This window comes from Paludibacterium sp. B53371 (assembly GCF_018802765.1).
Taxonomy (GTDB): Bacteria; Pseudomonadota; Gammaproteobacteria; order Burkholderiales; family Chromobacteriaceae; genus Paludibacterium.
Map to the genome: position 1 here is coordinate 2,583,110 of NZ_CP069163.1, position 18,512 is coordinate 2,601,621.

18 protein-coding genes are annotated in these 18,512 nt (G+C 60.0%); 7 read left to right on the forward strand and 11 right to left on the reverse strand.

What is annotated here, in order from left to right; translation table 11 throughout:
- Nucleotides 1-70 precede the first annotated feature (70 nt).
- The 8 genes from JNO51_RS12350 to JNO51_RS12385 all read right to left on the reverse strand — a co-directional run bounded on the left by JNO51_RS12350 (nucleotide 71) and on the right by JNO51_RS12385 (nucleotide 8,055).
- Nucleotides 71-694 (reverse strand): L-threonylcarbamoyladenylate synthase, encoded by a 624-nt coding sequence (locus JNO51_RS12350; protein ID WP_215777636.1) that lies wholly within the window; start codon nucleotides 692-694, stop codon nucleotides 71-73.
- Nucleotides 695-704: 10 nt separating this feature from the next.
- A complete protein-coding gene (locus JNO51_RS12355) occupies nucleotides 705-1,559 on the reverse strand; it encodes a 3',5'-nucleoside bisphosphate phosphatase (RefSeq protein WP_215777639.1) in 855 nt (284 codons plus the stop codon).
- The gene (locus JNO51_RS12360; RefSeq protein WP_215777641.1) at nucleotides 1,552-1,737 is read right to left on the reverse strand and encodes an oxidoreductase-like domain-containing protein; all 186 of its coding nucleotides are present in this window, start codon (nucleotides 1,735-1,737) and stop codon (nucleotides 1,552-1,554) included. Before JNO51_RS12360 ends, JNO51_RS12355 begins: the two co-directional genes overlap by 8 nt.
- A complete protein-coding gene (locus JNO51_RS12365; protein WP_215777644.1) occupies nucleotides 1,730-1,951 on the reverse strand; it encodes an RNA-binding S4 domain-containing protein in 222 nt (73 codons plus the stop codon). The genes JNO51_RS12360 and JNO51_RS12365 overlap by 8 nt, the downstream gene beginning before the upstream one ends.
- 199 nt (nucleotides 1,952-2,150) lie before the next feature.
- Complete coding sequence (locus tag JNO51_RS12370) at nucleotides 2,151-2,705, reverse strand: AAA family ATPase (RefSeq protein WP_215777647.1); 555 nt, start codon at nucleotides 2,703-2,705, stop codon at nucleotides 2,151-2,153.
- A 511-nt stretch (nucleotides 2,706-3,216) separates the two neighbouring features.
- Nucleotides 3,217-3,618, reverse strand: a complete 402-nt coding sequence (locus JNO51_RS12375; protein WP_215777649.1) for a hypothetical protein — start codon at nucleotides 3,616-3,618, stop codon at nucleotides 3,217-3,219.
- A 592-nt stretch (nucleotides 3,619-4,210) separates the two neighbouring features.
- Nucleotides 4,211-5,203 (reverse strand): asparaginase, encoded by a 993-nt coding sequence (locus JNO51_RS12380; RefSeq protein WP_215777652.1) that lies wholly within the window; start codon nucleotides 5,201-5,203, stop codon nucleotides 4,211-4,213.
- 134 nt (nucleotides 5,204-5,337) lie between these two features.
- Complete coding sequence (locus tag JNO51_RS12385) at nucleotides 5,338-8,055, reverse strand: hypothetical protein (protein WP_215777654.1); 2,718 nt, start codon at nucleotides 8,053-8,055, stop codon at nucleotides 5,338-5,340.
- A gap of 344 nt (nucleotides 8,056-8,399) precedes the next feature.
- On the opposite strand from JNO51_RS12385, the gene JNO51_RS12390 reads away from it, so the two are divergent.
- Complete coding sequence (locus JNO51_RS12390; protein ID WP_215777657.1) at nucleotides 8,400-9,698, forward strand: tetratricopeptide repeat protein; 1,299 nt, start codon at nucleotides 8,400-8,402, stop codon at nucleotides 9,696-9,698.
- 83 nt (nucleotides 9,699-9,781) lie between these two features.
- Here the strand turns inward: JNO51_RS12390 and JNO51_RS12395 are convergent, their stop codons facing one another.
- Entirely contained in the window at nucleotides 9,782-10,420 is a 639-nt protein-coding gene (locus JNO51_RS12395; RefSeq protein WP_215777659.1) for an alanyl-tRNA editing protein, read from the reverse strand.
- 143 nt (nucleotides 10,421-10,563) lie between these two features.
- On the opposite strand from JNO51_RS12395, the gene JNO51_RS12400 reads away from it, so the two are divergent.
- Nucleotides 10,564-12,204, forward strand: a complete 1,641-nt coding sequence (locus JNO51_RS12400; RefSeq protein WP_215777662.1) for a methyl-accepting chemotaxis protein — start codon at nucleotides 10,564-10,566, stop codon at nucleotides 12,202-12,204.
- A gap of 104 nt (nucleotides 12,205-12,308) precedes the next feature.
- Here JNO51_RS12400 and JNO51_RS12405 read toward each other — a convergent pair whose 3' ends face one another.
- Entirely contained in the window at nucleotides 12,309-12,755 is a 447-nt protein-coding gene (locus JNO51_RS12405) for a universal stress protein (RefSeq protein ID WP_215777664.1), read from the reverse strand.
- Nucleotides 12,756-12,873: 118 nt separating this feature from the next.
- Nucleotides 12,874-13,350: a WbuC family cupin fold metalloprotein gene (locus tag JNO51_RS12410; protein ID WP_215777667.1), complete on the reverse strand. Its 477-nt coding sequence runs from the start codon at nucleotides 13,348-13,350 to the stop codon at nucleotides 12,874-12,876.
- A gap of 121 nt (nucleotides 13,351-13,471) precedes the next feature.
- Between JNO51_RS12410 and JNO51_RS12415 the strand changes: the two genes are divergently transcribed.
- The 5 genes from JNO51_RS12415 to JNO51_RS12435 are packed head-to-tail and all read left to right on the forward strand — an operon-like array spanning nucleotide 13,472 to nucleotide 18,501.
- Nucleotides 13,472-15,127 carry a glycosyltransferase family 39 protein gene (locus tag JNO51_RS12415; protein WP_215777669.1) on the forward strand — a complete coding sequence of 552 codons (1,656 nt, stop codon included), beginning with the start codon at nucleotides 13,472-13,474 and terminating at the stop codon, nucleotides 15,125-15,127.
- Complete coding sequence (locus JNO51_RS12420; RefSeq protein WP_215777671.1) at nucleotides 15,124-15,495, forward strand: SMR family transporter; 372 nt, start codon at nucleotides 15,124-15,126, stop codon at nucleotides 15,493-15,495. Before JNO51_RS12415 ends, JNO51_RS12420 begins: the two co-directional genes overlap by 4 nt.
- A gap of 13 nt (nucleotides 15,496-15,508) precedes the next feature.
- Nucleotides 15,509-16,633: a DegT/DnrJ/EryC1/StrS aminotransferase family protein gene (locus JNO51_RS12425; protein WP_215777674.1), complete on the forward strand. Its 1,125-nt coding sequence runs from the start codon at nucleotides 15,509-15,511 to the stop codon at nucleotides 16,631-16,633.
- A 6-nt stretch (nucleotides 16,634-16,639) separates the two neighbouring features.
- Entirely contained in the window at nucleotides 16,640-17,581 is a 942-nt protein-coding gene (locus JNO51_RS12430) for a glycosyltransferase (protein ID WP_215777676.1), read from the forward strand.
- Entirely contained in the window at nucleotides 17,578-18,501 is a 924-nt protein-coding gene (locus tag JNO51_RS12435) for a formyltransferase (protein ID WP_215777678.1), read from the forward strand. Before JNO51_RS12430 ends, JNO51_RS12435 begins: the two co-directional genes overlap by 4 nt.
- Nucleotides 18,502-18,512 lie beyond the last annotated feature (11 nt).

The window sequence follows — 18,512 nt, forward strand, 5'->3', positions numbered from 1 at the left end:
AACTCTCTTGATCAGAAAACCGGTCAGAATGATTGGAACTTGTCTGACGCAAAACGTTCGTGACGGCGGCTCAGGCCAGACCAAACAGCGCCGGATCACCCTTGCCGCGCCGGATCAGTTCGGCACCTTCAGTCAGATCGATCACCGTGGTCGGATCACTGCCGCACCAACCACCATCGAGGATCAGATCCACCTGATGCTCCAGCCGGTCGCGGATGTCGTAAGGGTCGCACAGCGGTTCTTCATCGCCCGGCAACATCAGGGTCGAGGACAGAATCGGCTCGCCCAGCTCCTGCAGCAGCGCCAGCGCCACCTTGTGATCCGGGACGCGCAGCCCAATGGTCGAACGCTTGGGATGCAGGGTGCGGCGCGGCACTTCGCGCGTCGCCTGCAAAATGAAGGTGAAACTGCCCGGTGTGGCCGCCTTGAGCAAGCGGAACTGGGCATTGTCCACCTTGGCGTAATTGGCCAGCTCGGACAGATTGTTGCAGACCAGGGTCAGGTGATGCTTGAGATCGACCTGGCGGATGCTCAGGATACGCTCCATCGCCTGCTTGTCGCCCAGCTTGCAGCCCAGGGCATAACAGGAGTCGGTCGGATAAACAATCACCCCGCCTTCCTGCAGGATCTTCACCGCTTCGCGAATCAGTCGCTGCTGCGGATTATCCGGATGAATCACAAAAAACTGTGCCATGGCTACTCCATCAAACCAGAATGTGGTCGGCCAGGCGTTCCCACACCGGTCGGCAGATTGGCGGCAGGTCATCGGTACGGCCGACATCGCGGCAACCTTCCCCTGGCGCATGAAAATCGCTGCCGGCACTGCTCCACAGCTCAAAGCGCTGGGCGATCAGCGCATATTTGTGCATGTCGTCCAGGCTATGACTGCCGCTGGCCACTTCAATGGCCTCGCCGCCGGCATCCTTGAATTCGTTGATCAGACGCTCGGTCAGCGTCCGCCCCATGTCATAGCGACCGGGATGGGCGATCACCGCCACGCCGCCGGCGCCGACAATCCAGCCCACGGCATCGGCCAGCGCAGCCCAGTGATGCGGCACATAGCCCGGCTTGCCCGGCGTCAGATACTTGCGAAACACCGTACGCACATCCTTGACCCGACCGCTCTCCACCAGGAAGCGGGCAAAGTGGGTACGGCTGATCTGATCCGGATTGGCGCAAAATGCCATGGCCCCTTCGAAGGCGCCGTCGATCCCCACACGCGCCAGCTGGGCCGCCATCTCATGGGCACGATCGATACGACCACGGCGCACACTGTCCAGCCCGGCGCGCAAGGCCGCATTGCCGGCATCAAACCCCAGGCCGACGATATGCACCGTCTGCGCCTTGCTGCCCCAGCTGACTGAGGCTTCCACCCCGTTGAGAAACGGCAGTCCCAGCGCCGCCGCCGTGCTGCGTGCCTCATCCAGACCGGCCAGACAATCATGGTCGGTCAGGGCTACCAGCGTTGCCTCGCGCTCATGGGCGCGACGAATCACCTCGGCCGGTGCCAGGGCACCATCCGATGCACAGGAATGAAAATGCAGATCGATACTAGCCATTCAGACTCCCCGCCTGACCGGACTGACGGCGCTGCCAGTCAGCCAGTGCCTGGCGATAAGCCGCCAGCTCGGCAAAATACACGGTCCAGACACAAAACTCGCAACCACTGCCACAGCACATGCTGTCCTCGGGCGGCACCGGCTCAACCGGGGCCTGATCCAAGGCTTCTTCAGCCATGTACTGCCACCACCTCGATGACGAAGCCAGCGCCGCTGACACGACTGCCCGGGCGGATCTTGCAGGTTTTGCGCAGCTCCTGCTGACCATCCACGCTGATACCCCCTTCGGCCACCAGATGCTTGGCCGCGCCACCGCTGTCCGCCACACCACAGATCTTCAACAAATCGCACAAGGCGATATATTCACTGCGCAATTCGAAAGTTGTTTGCATTTCTTCACATCCATACTGAATAGTGCTGTGGGCGGGCAGTGGATAAGCACTGCAAGTCCTTCACGCTTCAGGATAATTCATGACTGCCCATTTTTTGGGCACCGCAGCCCGGCTATCCACGACGAAACGGGACAGCCTTGTGAGCCGATTGTGGAAAACCGCATCAAGCCCCTGAGCGGGCTGGACTTTTTCCAAACGATTAAAATTTAGGCAGGTCCGGACAAATTTGCCGCAAGGCCTGCCAGGCCAAATCAATGCGCTGAGGCCCTTCCCCGGCAATTTCCACCACGGGGGCCGGAGAGAACCGCAAGGCCTCACGATACAGCCCCAGCAACATCTCCCGTTGCTGCGGATGCGAGCGCAGCGGATCGGGCGTCCAGGGAATGTCCGGGCGCGGCAGCAGGGTCAAGGCATAGTCGCGTGCATCGTACAGCCGGGCCAGTGCCGGCTCGACCGTCCCGAAGGCCACTCTGGCCCAGATCAGACAGGTCAGCACCGTGCTGTCGCACAGCAGGATCCGTGCCCCCCCGGCGGCCGCCTCTGCCTCGGCTGCCAATTGCCCGCGGGCGATGGCCAGCACATCCCCGGGCGTCGGCACATAGGCTCGCTCGGCATAATAGGCCCGGGCATATTCCGCGACCACGGCCGTCTCCATGCCGGCAGTCTGCAGTTTTTGCTGCAAGGCCATGGCCAGCGTCGTCTTGCCACAAGACTCCGGTCCGACAATCGCCACCTTGCACAAGACAGTATGCATGGACAAATCGATACCAAAGTTAAACATTATATGACTAGCCACCGCTGCTGGGTAAATTCTCACAATTGGCGGGGACAGGGCTGTGCAAGGCTTGTGGACAATCATGGCAACTGGCTGAAGCAAAAGCCGCTTTTAATCACTGATTAAAATTTAATCACCCGCTGCCGAACAGGGGGAAAATGCTGATCACGGAGACTTTTCCCCAGAGGAACGGCCCGGCGGATGTCGGTTTTCCCCACCCCCCGGGGACAGCACTGTGTGCCAGTTGTGGATAGCACAGGCAAGTCCATGATGCAGCGGCAAGTTTTATCACTGATCAAAAAACAGGCATGACCGCAGGTTTTTCCACGCCACCTGGGGAAGGGGCTGTGGGCGGGCTGTGGACAAGACAAACAAGTGTTTGATACGACATGAAGAAATCATCCCTGCCTAAAAAACAGGCACATCGAGCCCCTTCAGGGCGTGGTTCACGACCTGACCACGACCGTGAACCACGCTCTCAGAACAACACTCAGGAAGGATTGCCGACCGTGACCTGCATGGCCGAGATCTTGCCCTTCAGGCCATTCTTGTGGTGAAACACCACCTGGTAATCATCATTATCGACATTCGACTCCACCGAGATTGGCCCCGTTTGATCGATAATATCCCGCTTGACGTTGACCTCAACCCAGTCATCACCGGTACTGGCATCCGGACTGTCATAGAGCGCGAAATGCGTCCCCGCCAAAGCCGACTTGATATTGAAGAAATACACATCATCATTTGAACAGCTCTCGGTGCCATCTATGGACGGTACGCGGCCATTTTTGAAATTGACCGAATAATGATCGCCGGGCCAGAGATTGGCCGAGCAATAGTGACGACCATTGCTACCGGTCAGTTCAACCTGATAGGACGAAGCGCCGCGCAAGAGAGAAAAGGCGTCCAGACCACCCAGTTAATCACCGGATACTTTCTGGATCATGCCCCGATTCGCGTCTGTACGGGCGACATCCAGATCGGGCAAGGACAGATTGCTGACATCCTTGGTGAGATGCACGGTCGCCCAATGTCCATACTGCTTGTTGTCGCCCCAGCCATAGAAGGTCAGCAGAGAATCGGCTGGTGCCTCATAATTTTGTGCTCTCGCATTGGCCAGGTCATTCTCCAGCCAGTCCAGGCTGGACGTTAAGCCATCACCGTTGGATTTTTACCTGCGACCGCCGCATCACTGACAGTCAAAGCTGCCAACCCGAGCACAAAAGCTGTCAGCATTTTTTCTTGATAATCATTGATTCACTCAACTCATGGTTGAAAATGAACCACGACTTTAGCGAGCATAATGAAGAAAAACTCTCAGAATTAACTTAATAAAAAGACAAGACAACAACACAAAACATATAAACCGCAATTTAAATCAAATAAAAATCACGGCCACTTTTCCGAAAGAATCTGAAACAGATACAGCCTCACCGGACAACCGTTACAGGCTGTATCCATCCCACTCTTCCGTCATGACCAAATCAGGAAGACTCGCCGATCAGCGACAGCCCCAACAATCGGCGCTTTTCTTCCATGGCGACGGGCAAGCCACTTAGCCACAACATTTTGGCCAGTGCCGCTTCCGGGGTCAGATCGCTGCCCGGTACGGCTCCTGCACGCACCAGCGGCTGACTGGCCGCATAAGCACCCGGCTCGACTGCACCACGAACAGCCTGGGTCAGATTCAGTACCAGCGTACCGCGCGCCGTGGCTGCGGCCACACCAGCCAGTAATGCATCATCCTCCGGGGCATTGCCATTGCCGTAACTCATCAGCAGCGCCCCATCCAGAGCAACCTCCGCCAGAGTCGAGCCAATCAGCGCGGCCCCTGCACCCGGCGTGAGGAAAAAGGCCGCCACCCGGCCATCCAGTGCCGCGTCGGACAGCGGTGCCGACTTGTCCGCGGCAAGCCAGCGCGACTTGTGCCAATGCGCGGCAATGCCGAATTCGGCCAGCGGCGGACAATTCGGACTGTCAAAGCCATGAAAGCCCGCTGCATCCACCTTGCGCGCCCGGCAGCCGCGCAACATCACGCGGTCGAACACAATCACCACCTCATGCAGATCCGGCTGGCAGGCTGCCTCAATCGCATCGGCCAGATTGCTCCAGCCATCGCTGCGTGGCCGGATCAGCGGCAGTTGAGAGCCGGTGACCACCACCGGTCGCCCCAGCCCCTGCAGGGCAAAGGCCAGCACCGAGGCGGTATAGGCCATGGTGTCGGTACCATGCACCACGATAAAGCCATCGTACTGCTCCCGCCGCGAGGCAATGTCCGTCACCATCTGCTGCCAGTGCGCCGGGGTGATGGCCGAGGAGTCGATCAACTGCGGGTATTCGATCAGTTCCAGCTCGCAGCGTCCGTCGCGCAGACGCTCGATCAGCCGTGGCAACAGGCCGGCTTCAGGCGCCAGGCCTTCGGGGGTGTCATTCATGCCGATGGTGCCACCGGTATACAACATCAAAATGCGAGGCATGCAGTCATTCTCCGGAAATAATGCAGGAATGATAACGCACCCCCACTCCCCCCGAATTGATCCGGCCCCGACAATCGATAAAAAAGCCACCCGGCGCAAAGCGCGGGTGGCGTGAGTACAACCCCAGCGTGAGACTAGTTGCCGGACAGGGACAGCGATTTGATCTCGCTCATGGCTTTGCCAAAGTGGGCGACACTGTACGCCTCAACGTCAACATTGCCATTCAGTGAGTCGAGCACCACCGGGGCGGTCAGGTCTTGCTTGATCAGCATTCCCGTGTAAGAACTGCCCAGCGCGCTACCCGGCTTGGGCACCTCCGTCGGGAAGAAACTGATCTGCTCGCCGGCTTTGGCATGCTCGACCCGTACCGAGGCAATATTGCTGGTCGGGCAGCTGGCGAACTCTCCGCTCCCCAATGTCCCCTCCTGCAAGCCACCGGTGATCGGCACCACACAGGCAGGGACAGACGATGCGGAAGCGGCGCCATTGCCGGTATAAAGCTTCAATACCGGCGTCGCAGACGACTGCGGCACATCACACTGCGGACGCCCGACGTTGACACGTGCCGGGGCATTACGCTGCGCGAAACCTGAGGGTGCCGTGCCATTGTCAAATGACTGCGACGTGCCATCACAATCGATGGGCCCGTTGCCGCCGCCGATCTGCAGATCTCGCGAGGAAGCGTTGGCCAGCTCTTCTTGCGTGATCGTCTGATGATTGTAGATTTCGATCGAGTCCACCCCATCCATCACATGATCGCCCACATGGGTGATCTTGATGTCGTCATCTTCGTAATCATTGTCCAGATCGGTCAGCTGGCGTTGACTGCGCAACGGCGTCTTGAAATACACCTCGGTGTAATCATGGCTCTTGTCCTGGTTCGGGTAGTCGTACAGCACCAGGGTGTCCCCCGCCTCGGCAGCGCGTACCGTCACCGTCCTGGCTGCGTTGTTGCGACAAATATTGGCAGTATCCGTCTGGAAATCACTGGCGAAGTAACGCTGGTGCATCCAGAAGTTACAGTCCGAACCCGCTCCGTCCAGCGAGACATCGCGTGTGATGCCGGGGATAGCGTCATACACCAGGCCATCAGCCGTGATAGGAAATGAATTAGACAGAGAGCCGATAAACGACCAATGTACTCCCTCGGGCAAGGTCGTCAGCACAGACTGACCACTGCCAAACGCCCCGATTTCCGGCACACCAACCAAAGAAGCGTTTGCCTGAGCGCTCAGCTGCACCCCATTGGTGTAATGATAACTCTGAGGGGTGCCATTATATGAGAAGCCACTCAAGAACCGGACGGAAGCACCTTGCGGCATTCGCCGGAGCACGGCGGCCTCTACATCTGCACTACATATCGCGCCACTCCCCATTGCCTGGGCATGTTGAGCGTTGTTTAGCGAGTTGAAATTGCAGGACAGACTGGCCTGCCCGCCAACACCACCAAAGGTGTACTTATCAAAGCGCCATGCCGTCTGGTGATACAGATTGAAATCGTACTGCACCAGATCATCGCGCAGTGGGAAGCTGCCATTAATCGCGGAAATCTTGCCATCCAGTCCGTTTTTGTAGTGCAGCTGGACCTTCACATACTCGTTCTCAAAAGACTGTTCGAAGGTATTCAACGGCATCGGGAACGGCAGATCCTGCTTGAAATGGATCACGGTGTAATCGTCCGAGGTCGAATAAGACGGACTGTCAAACACCTTGATCTCGCTGCCGGCCACCGCATTCCACACAAAGCCGGAACGGATCGCGTCGTTTTTACACGGCGCGGCCGAGTCCTTGATGTCGAATGCGGTGTTCAGCCCGGGCACGTCCGAAATAGAGCACAGACCGACCCCGCCCTGATTATTGCCGGAGTAGAAATCTACATGGTAAGGCAGCGTATTCGGCCCACTGGTCAATAAGTAGTCTCCGACCTTTTCCAGGCTGTAAGTGCCGCCAGTGGCTTGCACCTGCAGGGCAGATACGGTCATGAAGGCCCGATCGGGATCCACCTGAACCATCAGGCCGGTACCGGCCACGACCGAGCCGATCTGGAACTTGCTGATGCCTTCCCACAGCGAGCCATCCGCATCGCGGCTGATCTGGCCCACCTCGTTTTCATCATTCGCGGCAAACACAGCGGAGACCTGGTACTGGCGCAGCATATTGACCAATGACGTCATGCCGGGACCATCGGTCGAATCGTTCATCATCACCACAATGATCTGGCCAGCCTGTCGGGCGATATTCAGGTCAGTTTGCAACCCGCTCAGAAAGGTCTGCTGCTGGCTACTGCTCAACAGCTTGATATCCACCATCTGTACCACATGCACCTTGCCGATATTGACGCTGTAAGCGTTATCCGTCGGATTATGGGAATACACATAAATCAGATTGGCATTGTCCGGGGCCGCTGCCTTGTGACTCACCTGACTGTTCACCCAGTTACTGATCGTCGCCCCCCCTGCCAGGTCACGCGGCCCCAGGCCAAAGAACACATTGGGCAAGAACACCTTGACCCCTTGCGTCCAGGCGGAGGAAACGAAGTTCAGCTCGCTTTGCGTACCATGTGCCGTCTGGGAGCCATTGACCCACAGCGAGGTCAGATTCGTCCCCGGATAGTCATCGGGGATGTGATTCACCGCATGGGTAAAGCTGTCTACCATATAGTTGGCATCGCTTTTGCATACGTTGTCGCTGCTACTGTTGCTGGTGCCACAATCTCCGCCCGTGGTCCGGGCATATTGGGTATCGCCGGTAATGACGAAAGCGAAAGGCGACTGCGCCATGACGCAGGGGCTGACAAACAGCGCAGCCAGCGCACAGCGCATCAGACTGTGCTTGAAACCTGGTTTGCTCATGATGACCTCTAATCAAAGGAGCGTTACAAATCGGACGAATGGGGCCTCATGCTGAGAAACTGCCTTCAGCAAAGGGCTGACTCAGTTTGAGAAAGGCCGACATACGACAGAGCAGGAACAATCCCAATCAGTGCGCCAGTGCAGGTTATTTGCGTTTGAGACAGCATGATTCAGGAATGAAGCGCTTGTTTTCAGGATTTCATGTGAGCGCCAGCACAGACGGAACCAGCTGCATCGCGGATCATGCATGGCCGTTGGATGCAATCGGCAGCAGTGGCATAATTGGTGGATATAATCTAAATACTCTTGATATTGCCATTCGGGTGACCGGGCAAGGAGACCACATGCAACAATCAAAGCCACAGGCGGATACTGAGCTGGCTCAGGCCAGAAAAGCCCTTGAGCAGGGTCAGATACCTCAAGCGGAAGCCATCTGCCTGCAGTTGCTGGCCGAGCACCCGGAATATGCCCCTGCCCTGCATCTGGGCAGTCTGCTGCTGTTCCGCCAGGGCAAGGTACTGGGTGCCATTGAGCGCATGATGCACGCCATTGAACTGGACCCGACTCGTGCCGACTGGCTCAACGATCTGGGCAATCTGCTGGCTGCGCATGGTCAACCGGATCAGGCTGTCCGCTTCTTCCAGCATGCGCTGCTGATTGACCCGGAGAATGCCCGCATCTGGAACAATCTGGGCTCAATGCGCGAGAAGCTGGGTGAAAGCGAACTGGCCGGAGAGGCTTATGCCCAGGCGGTCAGCCTGGACGACTCCCTGGTCGAGGCCTGGGCCAATTACGCCAATTGGCTGACGGCCCAGGGCCGTGAGCAGGATGCGGCAGAGTGTGTGCTGCGCGCCTTCGTGGCGGCCCCGGCAGAAGGACAGCCACTGGTCATGCGCGGCATGGCGCTGGCACGGCTTGGCCGGCAGCAGGAAGCTGCCGCCTGCTACCAGCAACACCTGGCCCTGCACCCGCAGGATCCGACCGCCTTGCACCTTTACCAGGCCTGCCTGCGAGAAAGCGTACCGGCCAGAGCCTCCAATGCCTATATCGAAGCCAAGTACGATGACTATGCCGACACCTACGACAGCCATCAGGCTTCGCTCGGTTATCGTGGCGCACAGATTGTGGCTCAGGCCGTGGCCACCGCTTGCGGTCAAGGCCTGCGCGCACTCGATGCCGGCTGCGGCAGCGGCCTGGTCGGCAAACTGATCAAACCGCAGTGCGTCAGCCTGACCGGCGTTGATTTGTCCGACAAAATGCTGACCCTGGCCCGCGAGGGCGGAGATTACCATCAGGTGGTGCAGGCCGAGATCATCGACTGGCTGGCCTCGCACTCTGCCCAGTACGACCTGATCACCGCCGCCGACCTGCTGATCTACTTCGGTGACCTGACCGGTTTCCTGCAGCAGGCACACCATGCGCTGCGTCCGGGCGGCCGACTGGTCCTGACCCTGGAGGCCCTGCAAGACAGCACTCAGGACTTCGAGATCCAGCCCAATGGGCGTTTCCGCCATGCCGAAGCTTATGCAGACAACCTGCTGGCGCGGATGGGCTTCGACCAGATCGACATCATCCCGGAAACCCTGCGTATGGAAGGTGGCACGGAGCTGGCCTGCTGGCTGGTCAGTGCCCGTCGCCCCTAAATCCCGCGACAGCCAACCCGGGGTCAGGTCTTTCATTTTGCATTCGGTTGCAACATGAAAGACCTGACCCCGGTTTTGCTGTATCAGAGCAGATAAATTTCGATTCTTTCTTTGCCCTGCCCGATATTCTTGCGCTTGAGTCGCACCGCGCCGACCTCGCTGCTTCTTGCCAGATGGGTCCCGCCGCAGGGCACACGGGCGAAGCCCTCGATTTGCCAGTAGCGCCGCTGTGCCGCCTCATCGCTGAACGCACTGGTAATGGGCAAATCTGCCGCGACCAGCTGCGTCAGTTGCTGCTGCAGGGCCGGCAGATGGGGGGTAATGGGTTCGGCCATGACGAAGTCGATGCGCGCTTTGTCGGCGGCGATATGGGCACCAATCTTTTCCGTGGCGGGAAAACGGCGATACACCAGCTCCAGCATCAATTCGGCAGCAAAATGCAGGCGCATCAACGCCCAGCGCCGTGGCCAGTCGATCTGCATGGTCACGCGTTGTCCCTCTTGCAGGCCATCGGTACTGGCCAGGGTATAGATAATGTCCATGCCCTGCTTGCGAGCCTGCAGCACGGCCTGCCCGGCCAGCGTGCCGTGGTCACTCTCCTGCCCGCCGCTCTCGGCGTAAAAGATGGTCTGTGCCACCTGCACCTCATGGCCGTTCACTGCGGTCAGCGTGGTCTGTAGCTCGGTTTGCCGCGGGTCAACCCAGAATTGCTTGAACGTCATGCCAGCCCCTTCAAAAAAATAGATCTCTTTAAAGCCCCGCTGATTGATATGTCGCAAGCGCTGTATTGCCCGCTCCCTTTGACAATAGCCCCCTTGATCCGGCGCACCGCCGGCGTAACCCGCAAAGGAAGAGTGGATAAAACATGCAATCAGGTCTATCAGTCAGACAGAAAATACTGAGTGGTTTCGGCATCATCATCCTGATGATGGCCGTTGTCGTCGGCATGGCGCTGTTGAAAATCAATGATTTGCAGCAGCAAATCACCCGCGTGACCGATCAAGCTTACCCGAAAGTCATGCTGGCCAATCAGTTAGGCAACCGTACACTGGATAATGGACTGGCGCTGCGCAGTGCCCTGCTGGCGCAGGACAGTGCCGAGCGTCAGCAATGGCTGGCCCGCAGCAGCGATGACCGGCAGCAGATCGGGCAGCTCATGACACAAATGGCGCCGCTGGCGAGCGATGAGCGCGAACAAACCCTGCTGGTAGCAGCCCGTCAGGCCAGAGAAGCCACCGAGCAAAGCAGCCTGCAGGTGCAAAAACTGGTACAGACGCAGCACGATATCGCCTCGCAACAGGCCACCCGCCTGTATCTGGACCAAACCTTCATTCCGGCCAACAGTGCGCTGTTGAAGGTGATGGAGCAATGGGCCCAGCACGAGGCCGACAATATGGCGCAGGCCAAGACCGATGCCGAATCGGCAGCCACCCGCGCCTATGTGGAGCTGTCGATCTGGCTGGCCATTTCACTGGCCCTGGCCCTGGTCATGGCCTATGCCCTGTCTGGGCGACTGGTGCAACCGCTGCGCGCTGCCATGAACCTGATCAACACCATCGAGGCGGGCGATCTGACCGGGCACGAGGCCCCGCAGGCACCGAGCCGCGACGAGGCCATCGAATTGCGCCGCCACCTCGCGTTAATGCGCGAACGACTGCATGAACTGATCTCGCACATCCAGCGCAGTGCCCACGAGGTTTCCGACAGTGCGCACGAGTTGTCGGGCATGGCGCAATATGTGTCCAGCAGCACACAACAGCAGGCCGCGGCGACCAGCTCTGCCGCCGCCACCATCGAGCAGCTGACGGTGAGCATCAATCATGTGGCCGACAGTGCCGGCGAAGTCGCGCAAAGAGCGGTCAACGCAGGTGCCCTGGCCCATCAGGGCGGTGGTGAGGCAGCACAATCGGCGCAGCAGATCAGCGTGGTGGCCGAAGAGGTATCGACCACCAGCAATCAGATGAATGCATTGTCGCAGCAGGTGCGCGATATCGATTCGATCGTGACGGTCATCAAGGAAGTGGCCGACCAGACTAATTTGCTGGCGCTCAATGCCGCCATTGAAGCAGCACGCGCCGGTGAGGCGGGTCGTGGCTTTGCGGTGGTGGCAGACGAGGTCCGCAAGCTGGCCGAGCGCACGGGCAGCTCCGCGCAGGAAATCACCCAGATGATCGACAGCATCCAGCAGGGGGTGCAGGAGGCGGTGACGCAGATGAACGGCAATCTGCATGATGTGCGTCAGGTGAGCGAGCGCGCCGAGCTGGCCGCGCAGACCATGCATCAGATCGAGACGCACAGCCAGGAAGTCAACGTGGCCATCGGCGCCATCAATGAGGCGCTGGGCGAACAGCGCGAAGCCAGTTCGGATCTGGCGCAAAGGATGGAGCAGATGACACAGATGTCGGATGGCAACAGTGCCACGGTGGAAGAATTGGCCACCACCTCGAATCAGTTGTCGGCGCTGTCGAAAGACTTGTCCGAGCTGACGGCACGTTTCCGTCTCTGAGCGGTCCGTAAACGGGGTCAGCAGAAGGGGTCAGGTCTTTCGTTTTGCGTGAAATGCAAAATGAAAGACCTGACCCCTTCTTATACTTCTGCTACGTCTGTCATTCAGTCGCTGCGTACCAGCAGCACCGGCAGGTCCGCCTGGCGCAGCACCCCTTCGGCCACACTGCCCAACAGCAGATGCATGATGCCGCTGCGGCCATGGGTCCCCATGATGATGACATCGGCCGCCGTGTCCCGGGCAGCATCAAGCAACACCTGGGCAATCGGCTTGCCCCGGTTGTGCACCAGCTGCAGTTCAGCGGTCACGCCGGCAGCCCTGGCTTTGGCCAGCCCGGTCTGCAGCAGATCCTGTGCGGCATCGACCAGCGGTTTATCCAGATCGCCATTGTCCAGCAACTCCGGCGCCCCGCGGCCGAAGGTCGGCGCATCGACACTATGCGCGATGATCAGCGTGGCCTTGAGCGACTTGCCCAACCGGATGGCCTCATCCAGCGCCAGGTCGGAAGGGGTACTGTTATCAATCGGAACAAACAAGCGCTGGTACAGCATGACAGGCTCCTTGCAATGCATCGTCGATACAGCCACTGTAGCGACCGGATGACCGGCAGGGATTGATCATGCGCAAGCCTGATGCCAAATGATTAGCCGGGCATGGGCGCGAGGGCGCTCAGGCCACGAATCGATCGCCCACCCTGGCCGTGCGCATGAAGGCCATCAGGCCGGCAACCGCCGGCTCGCCCTCGGCCGGCGACCAGGCCGCCATATCCGCCGGAGACGGCGGCACATAGGGGCCATGCTTGACTTCAAAGATCACACTGCCGGGAGCCAGCGACACGACAGAGTGCCAGACTCCGGCGTCCTGCTCGCACAAGGTCAGGCCATCTGCCCCCAGACGATGGCGTGCCAGCACGACACCCTGGTCATCAAATTGCAGCAGGTCAAAACAGCCGCTCAAGGGCATCAACAGTTCAAAACTGTGTGGATGACGATGCGGGCGCACATAGGTATCCGGCTCCATGGCAATGGCCAGACGCTGGATCGGATCACTCAGTTCGGGGTGAAAATTCTGATGGGCGCGTTGACGCGGCGCCACCGCCGCCTTGGCTGTCAGCGCAGCCAGATCGGCGTGATTCAGGCTCTTCATGCAGGACCTCGGTAAGGGGATTGGATGTTTGTACTTTCAAGTCAGCATGGTTATTATGTCAGACTTTGGCGATTCACCCGTCGCTTTGTCCACCCGAGCCCGCCGCGTCCACCGCCGACCCATGACCACATACACCTTTGATACCGCTGCGACACCGACCCGACATGCCTGGTTCGCCTGGCTGGTTTTTGCCGTCATCTGGTTCGGCTCGATCGGACACAACACCCTGATCAGCCCTGACGAGGGGCGTTACGCCACCCTGTCGCTGGGCATGCTGCAAAGTGGCGACTGGCTGTCGCCGCGCCTCAATGGCCTGCTCTATTTCGAGAAGCCGGCCCTGCCCTACTGGCTGGGAGCCATCAGCTTCAAGCTGTTCGGCATCACCGAGTTTGCCGCCCGCCTCTGGCCGGCGCTTGCCGGCTTCCTCTCCATCGGCATGGTGGGCCTGACGGCACGCCGGCTGTGGGGCAGCGATGCCGGCCATCTGGCGGCCATGATCATGGGCAGCAGCAGCTGGGTGATGCTCAACAGCCATTTTCTCAATCTGGACACTGGTCTGACCTGCTTCCTGACCATGACGCTGTGTGCCTTCCTGCTAGCTCAGCGCGAGGATGCAGGCCGCAGCGAGCGTCGCGGCTGGATGTGGCTGAGCTGGGCCGGCATGGCCGGTGCCATCCTGTGCAAGGGGCTGATCGGCATCGCCATCCCCGGCGCCGTACTGGTTTTCTACAGTCTGCTGTTCCGCCAGTTTGCCTTCTGGCGCCGCCTGCACCTGATCTCCGGGATCATCCTGCTGCTTGCGCTGACGGCACCGTGGCTGGTGCTGGTCTCGCTGAAAAACCCGGATTTCGCCCGGTTTTTCTTCATTCACGAGCATGTCGAGCGCTTCCTGACCACAGAGCATCGCCGCAGCGGCCCGATCTGGTACTTCGTGCCCTTCCTGCTGATCGGTTTCATGCCCTGGGTCACCCTGCTGCCGGCCGTTCTGCGTCAGGGAATGCAGCGGGCGGGCCGCGAGTCACTGCAGCGGGACCGTCTGCTGCTGGTCTGGGCCCTGTTCATTTTCGTGTTTTTCAGCCTGTCCGGTTCCAAGCTGCCCTCGTATATTCTGCCGATGTTCCCGGCGCTGGCGCTGCTGGCGGGACATTATCTGTCGCGTCAGCGGCCGTCCGTGCTGATGAAACACCTGCTGGTTCCCCTGCTGTTCTGGCTGGCCTTGCTGGTCACCAGCTTCTTCAGCCACCGCTGGGTAGAGGCGGATGTGCCGCTGAGCGCCTTGCAGCCGCTGGCACGCCATATTGCGCTCGGCGCCCTGGTGTTCGTGCTGGGCACGGCTTGCGCCTGGCGCTTTCTGGTTCTGGAGCGCAAGACGGCGGCGGTCATCGCCCTGTCGCTGGCCAGCCTGTCGGCGCTGACGCTGGCGATGATCGGCTACAACCCCTATGCGCAGCTGAAGAGCAGCAAGGAAATTGTCCAGCGGCTGCAACCGACGCCCGACACCGAGGTGTTCTCGGTGCGCAGCTATGACCAGACCCTGCCCTTCTACCTGCAGCGCCCGGTCACGCTGGTTGATTATGTCGACGAGTTCGAGCTCGGCGAGAAGATCGAGCCGGCGAAGTGGATTCCCACGCTGGATGGCTTCGTCCTGCGCTGGCACGGCAGTCATCGGGCACTGGCCATGATGTCCGCCGATACCTATCAATTGCTCAAGGCACAAGGTGTGCCGATGCGGGTCGTCTACAGTGACCCGCGCCGCCTGGTGGTGGCCAAGCCATGAAACTGATCGAGTTTGCCCTGATCCTGTTCGGCGTGCTGCTCAACGCAGCCGCCCAGTTGTGCCTGAAAGCCGGCGTACGCCAGATCGGGCATTTTGATTTCTCCCCCGCCAACATCCTGCCGATCGGCTGGAAGCTGGCCACCAATCTGCCGATTTTCGGCGGGCTGTCCTGCTATGTAGTCAGCGTGGTGGTGTGGATCCTGGCCCTGTCGCGCGTCGAAGTCAGCATGGCCTATCCGATGCTCTCGATCGGCTATGTGGTCAATGCCCTGCTTGCCTGGTGGCTGTTCGGTGAAATGATCACTGCCCAGCGCATGGCCGGTATCGCCGTGATCATCATTGGCGTAGTGCTGGTTGCTCGCAGCTGACGAGAGGATTGTCATGGATTTTCTGCCTTTTACCCGACCGGATATCGACGAAGCGACCATCGCCTCGGTCGCCGAGGTACTGCGCTCCGGCTGGCTCGCCACCGGGCCGCGCTGCCGCGAGTTCGAGGCACGCCTGTCGGAATGGACTGGCGGACGCCCGGTACGGGTCGTCACCTCGGCCACGGCCGCCCTGCAAATGGCGCTGCAGATTGCGGGCGTCGGCCCCGGCGATGAAGTGATCACCACGCCGCTGTCCTGGATTGCCACGGCCAATGTCATTCTGGCGCTGGGTGCCACGCCGGTGTTTGTCGATGTGGATCCGCGCACGCGCAATATCGACCTGTCCCTGATCGAGCAGGCCATTACCCCGCGTACCCGGGCGCTGATTCCGGTCGATCTGGGTGGTCTGGCCGTGGATCGTGACCGCTTGTACCAGCTTGCCCGTCAGCATGGTCTGCGCGTGGTCGAAGATGCCGCCCAGTCGATGGGAGCCAGCTGGAACGGACGCCGCATCGGCCAGGATGGCGATCTGGTGTCGTTCAGTTTCCACCCGAACAAGAACATGACCAGTGGCGAAGGCGGTTGCCTGGTCATGAATAACGAAGAAGAAGCCCGGCTGTTCGAGAAGCTGCGCCTGCAGGGTGTCACCCGTCTGCCGGATGGCACCATGGACGTCGATGTCCTCGGGGGCAAGGCCAACCTGACCGACATTGCCGCCGCCATCGGCCTGGGCCAGCTGGCACGGCTGGACAGCTTCAATGCCCGTCGCGCCGAACTGGCCCGTCGCTACTTCGATCGCCTGGATCCGGCGCTGGGCCTGGAACTGCCGCCGGCCGACTTTGCCAACAGCAACTGGCACATGTTTCAGCCGCTGCTGCCGCTGGCGCGCATGCGCCTGTCGCGCGGGGAATTCATCGATGCCATGAAACAAGAAGGCATCGGCATCGGCGTGCACTATCCCGCCATGCATCTGTTCACCCTGTTCAAGTCGCGCGGCTTCAAGGCCGGCGATTTCCCGGTGGCAGAGGATATCGGCAATCGTACCATCACCCTGCCGCTGTTCCCTGCCATGCAGGACAGCGATGTTGATCGCGTCTGTGATGCGCTGTTGCGTGTCATGCAACCTGTACTAAATTGAACCAACATGACTGACACTATCCATCTGTCCGTGGTCATCCCGGTCTACAACGAAGAAGCCGTGCTGGAGGCCCTGTTCGCCCGGCTCTATCCGGCACTGGACGCCCTGGCCATCCGCTACGAAATCGTTTTCATCAACGATGGCAGCCGTGACCGATCGGCCGCCATGCTGGCCGACCAGTTCAATCTGCGCCCGGAGGTGACCCGTGTCGTGCTGTTCAATGGCAATTTCGGCCAGCACCGCGCGATCCTGGCCGGTTTCGAACACTGCCGTGGCGAACGGATCGTGACGCTGGATGCTGACCTGCAGAACCCGCCTGAAGATATCGGCGTACTGCTGGCCAAGATGGACGAGGGCTACGATTACGTCGGCTCAATCCGCCGCCAGCGCAACGACAGCATGTGGCGTCACCTGGCGTCGCGCGCCATGAACCGCCTGCGCGAACGCATCACCCGCATCAAGATGACCGATCAGGGCTGCATGATGCGAGCCTATAGCCGCCGCATCATCGATACCATCAATCAGTGCAACGAGCTGCATACCTTCATCCCGGCACTGGCCTACCAGTTTGCCCAGAAGCCGACCGAAGTCGTTGTCGGCCATGAGGAGCGCTTCGCCGGCGAGAGCAAATACTCGCTGTACTCGCTGATCCGGCTGAATTTCGACCTGATGACCGGATTCTCGCTGGTGCCGCTGCAACTGTTCTCTTTCCTCGGCATTTCAGTATCCATGCTGTCGGCCCTGCTGGTGCTCTACATGGGCGCCCGGCGCCTGATCATCGGGCCGGAAGAAGGCGGGCTGTTCACCCTGTTCGCGATTGCCTTCCTGCTGATCGGTATTGCCCTGTTCGGCATTGGTTTGCTGGGCGAGTACATCGGCCGCATCTATCAGGAAGTCCGCAAGCGTCCGCGCTATCTGATCAGCGCCGTGCTGGAGAAAAAAGAATGACGCGGGCCGTGGTGTTCGCCTATCACGACGTCGGCGTGCGTTGTCTCAAAACGCTGATCGGCGCCGGCGTCGAGGTGGCGCTGGTGGTGACGCACGAGGACAATCCCGCGGAGAACATCTGGTTTGACAGTGTGGCGGGCGTCGCCGCCGACTTCGACATCCCGGTCATCACGCCGGAAGATCCGAATGCCGAGACTGTCGTGGCCCAGATCCGGGCCCTGGCGCCGGACTTCCTGTTCTCGTTCTATTACCGCAAGATGCTCAAGGCACCGTTGCTGGCCTGCGCGGCACGCGGTGCCTATAACATGCACGGCTCGCTGCTGCCGAAGTATCGCGGTCGTGTGCCGATCAACTGGGCGGTGATCCACGGCGAAACCGAAACCGGTGCCACCCTGCACCAGATGAACGTCAAGCCGGACAATGGTCCGCTGGTGGATCAGTTTGCCGTGCCGATCCTGCCGGACGATACCGCTGCCGAAGTATTCGACAAGGTGGTGGTTGCCGCCGAAATCGTGCTGGCCCGCAGCCTGCCGCGGCTGATTGACGGCACGGCCACACTGACGCAGCAGGATCTGAGCCTGGGTGCCTACTTTGGCGGGCGCGGCCCGGAAGACGGTCGTCTGGATGGTCGACAATCGGCGCAGGCACTGCACAACTTCGTGCGCGCCCTGTCTCATCCCTACCCCGGTGCCTTTGCCGATACGCCGGCCGGCCGGCTGGTACTGTGGAAAACCCGCCGACTGGACGTCGCCGGGCGACAAGCCGATCGGGCCTGCCTGAGTATCGATGGTCCCCACCTGCGACTGGACTGCGCCGATGGCGGTGTTTTACGCATTCTTGACGCAGATCTGGACGGCAGCCCGCTGGATACTGCAAGATTCGCCGCGTGCTTCGGTGAGCGCGCGTCGCTCCCTATTTAATTCGAAACGGT

What these genes read in the sequence shown, in the direction of transcription:
- JNO51_RS12350 (WP_215777636.1), bottom strand. Translation starts at nt 694, where the DNA reads ATGGCACAGTTTTTTGTGATTCATCCGGATAATCCGCAGCAGCGACTG.
- JNO51_RS12355 (WP_215777639.1), bottom strand. Translation starts at nt 1,559, where the DNA reads ATGGCTAGTATCGATCTGCATTTTCATTCCTGTGCATCGGATGGTGCC.
- JNO51_RS12360 (WP_215777641.1), bottom strand. Translation starts at nt 1,737, where the DNA reads ATGGCTGAAGAAGCCTTGGATCAGGCCCCGGTTGAGCCGGTGCCGCCC.
- JNO51_RS12365 (WP_215777644.1), bottom strand. Translation starts at nt 1,951, where the DNA reads ATGCAAACAACTTTCGAATTGCGCAGTGAATATATCGCCTTGTGCGAT.
- JNO51_RS12370 (WP_215777647.1), bottom strand. Translation starts at nt 2,705, where the DNA reads ATGCATACTGTCTTGTGCAAGGTGGCGATTGTCGGACCGGAGTCTTGT.
- JNO51_RS12380 (WP_215777652.1), bottom strand. Translation starts at nt 5,203, where the DNA reads ATGCCTCGCATTTTGATGTTGTATACCGGTGGCACCATCGGCATGAAT.
- JNO51_RS12385 (WP_215777654.1), bottom strand. Translation starts at nt 8,055, where the DNA reads ATGAGCAAACCAGGTTTCAAGCACAGTCTGATGCGCTGTGCGCTGGCT.
- JNO51_RS12390 (WP_215777657.1), top strand. Translation starts at nt 8,400, where the DNA reads ATGCAACAATCAAAGCCACAGGCGGATACTGAGCTGGCTCAGGCCAGA.
- JNO51_RS12395 (WP_215777659.1), bottom strand. Translation starts at nt 10,420, where the DNA reads ATGACGTTCAAGCAATTCTGGGTTGACCCGCGGCAAACCGAGCTACAG.
- JNO51_RS12400 (WP_215777662.1), top strand. Translation starts at nt 10,564, where the DNA reads ATGCAATCAGGTCTATCAGTCAGACAGAAAATACTGAGTGGTTTCGGC.
- JNO51_RS12405 (WP_215777664.1), bottom strand. Translation starts at nt 12,755, where the DNA reads ATGCTGTACCAGCGCTTGTTTGTTCCGATTGATAACAGTACCCCTTCC.
- JNO51_RS12410 (WP_215777667.1), bottom strand. Translation starts at nt 13,350, where the DNA reads ATGAAGAGCCTGAATCACGCCGATCTGGCTGCGCTGACAGCCAAGGCG.
- JNO51_RS12415 (WP_215777669.1), top strand. Translation starts at nt 13,472, where the DNA reads ATGACCACATACACCTTTGATACCGCTGCGACACCGACCCGACATGCC.
- JNO51_RS12420 (WP_215777671.1), top strand. Translation starts at nt 15,124, where the DNA reads ATGAAACTGATCGAGTTTGCCCTGATCCTGTTCGGCGTGCTGCTCAAC.
- JNO51_RS12425 (WP_215777674.1), top strand. Translation starts at nt 15,509, where the DNA reads ATGGATTTTCTGCCTTTTACCCGACCGGATATCGACGAAGCGACCATC.
- JNO51_RS12430 (WP_215777676.1), top strand. Translation starts at nt 16,640, where the DNA reads ATGACTGACACTATCCATCTGTCCGTGGTCATCCCGGTCTACAACGAA.
- JNO51_RS12435 (WP_215777678.1), top strand. Translation starts at nt 17,578, where the DNA reads ATGACGCGGGCCGTGGTGTTCGCCTATCACGACGTCGGCGTGCGTTGT.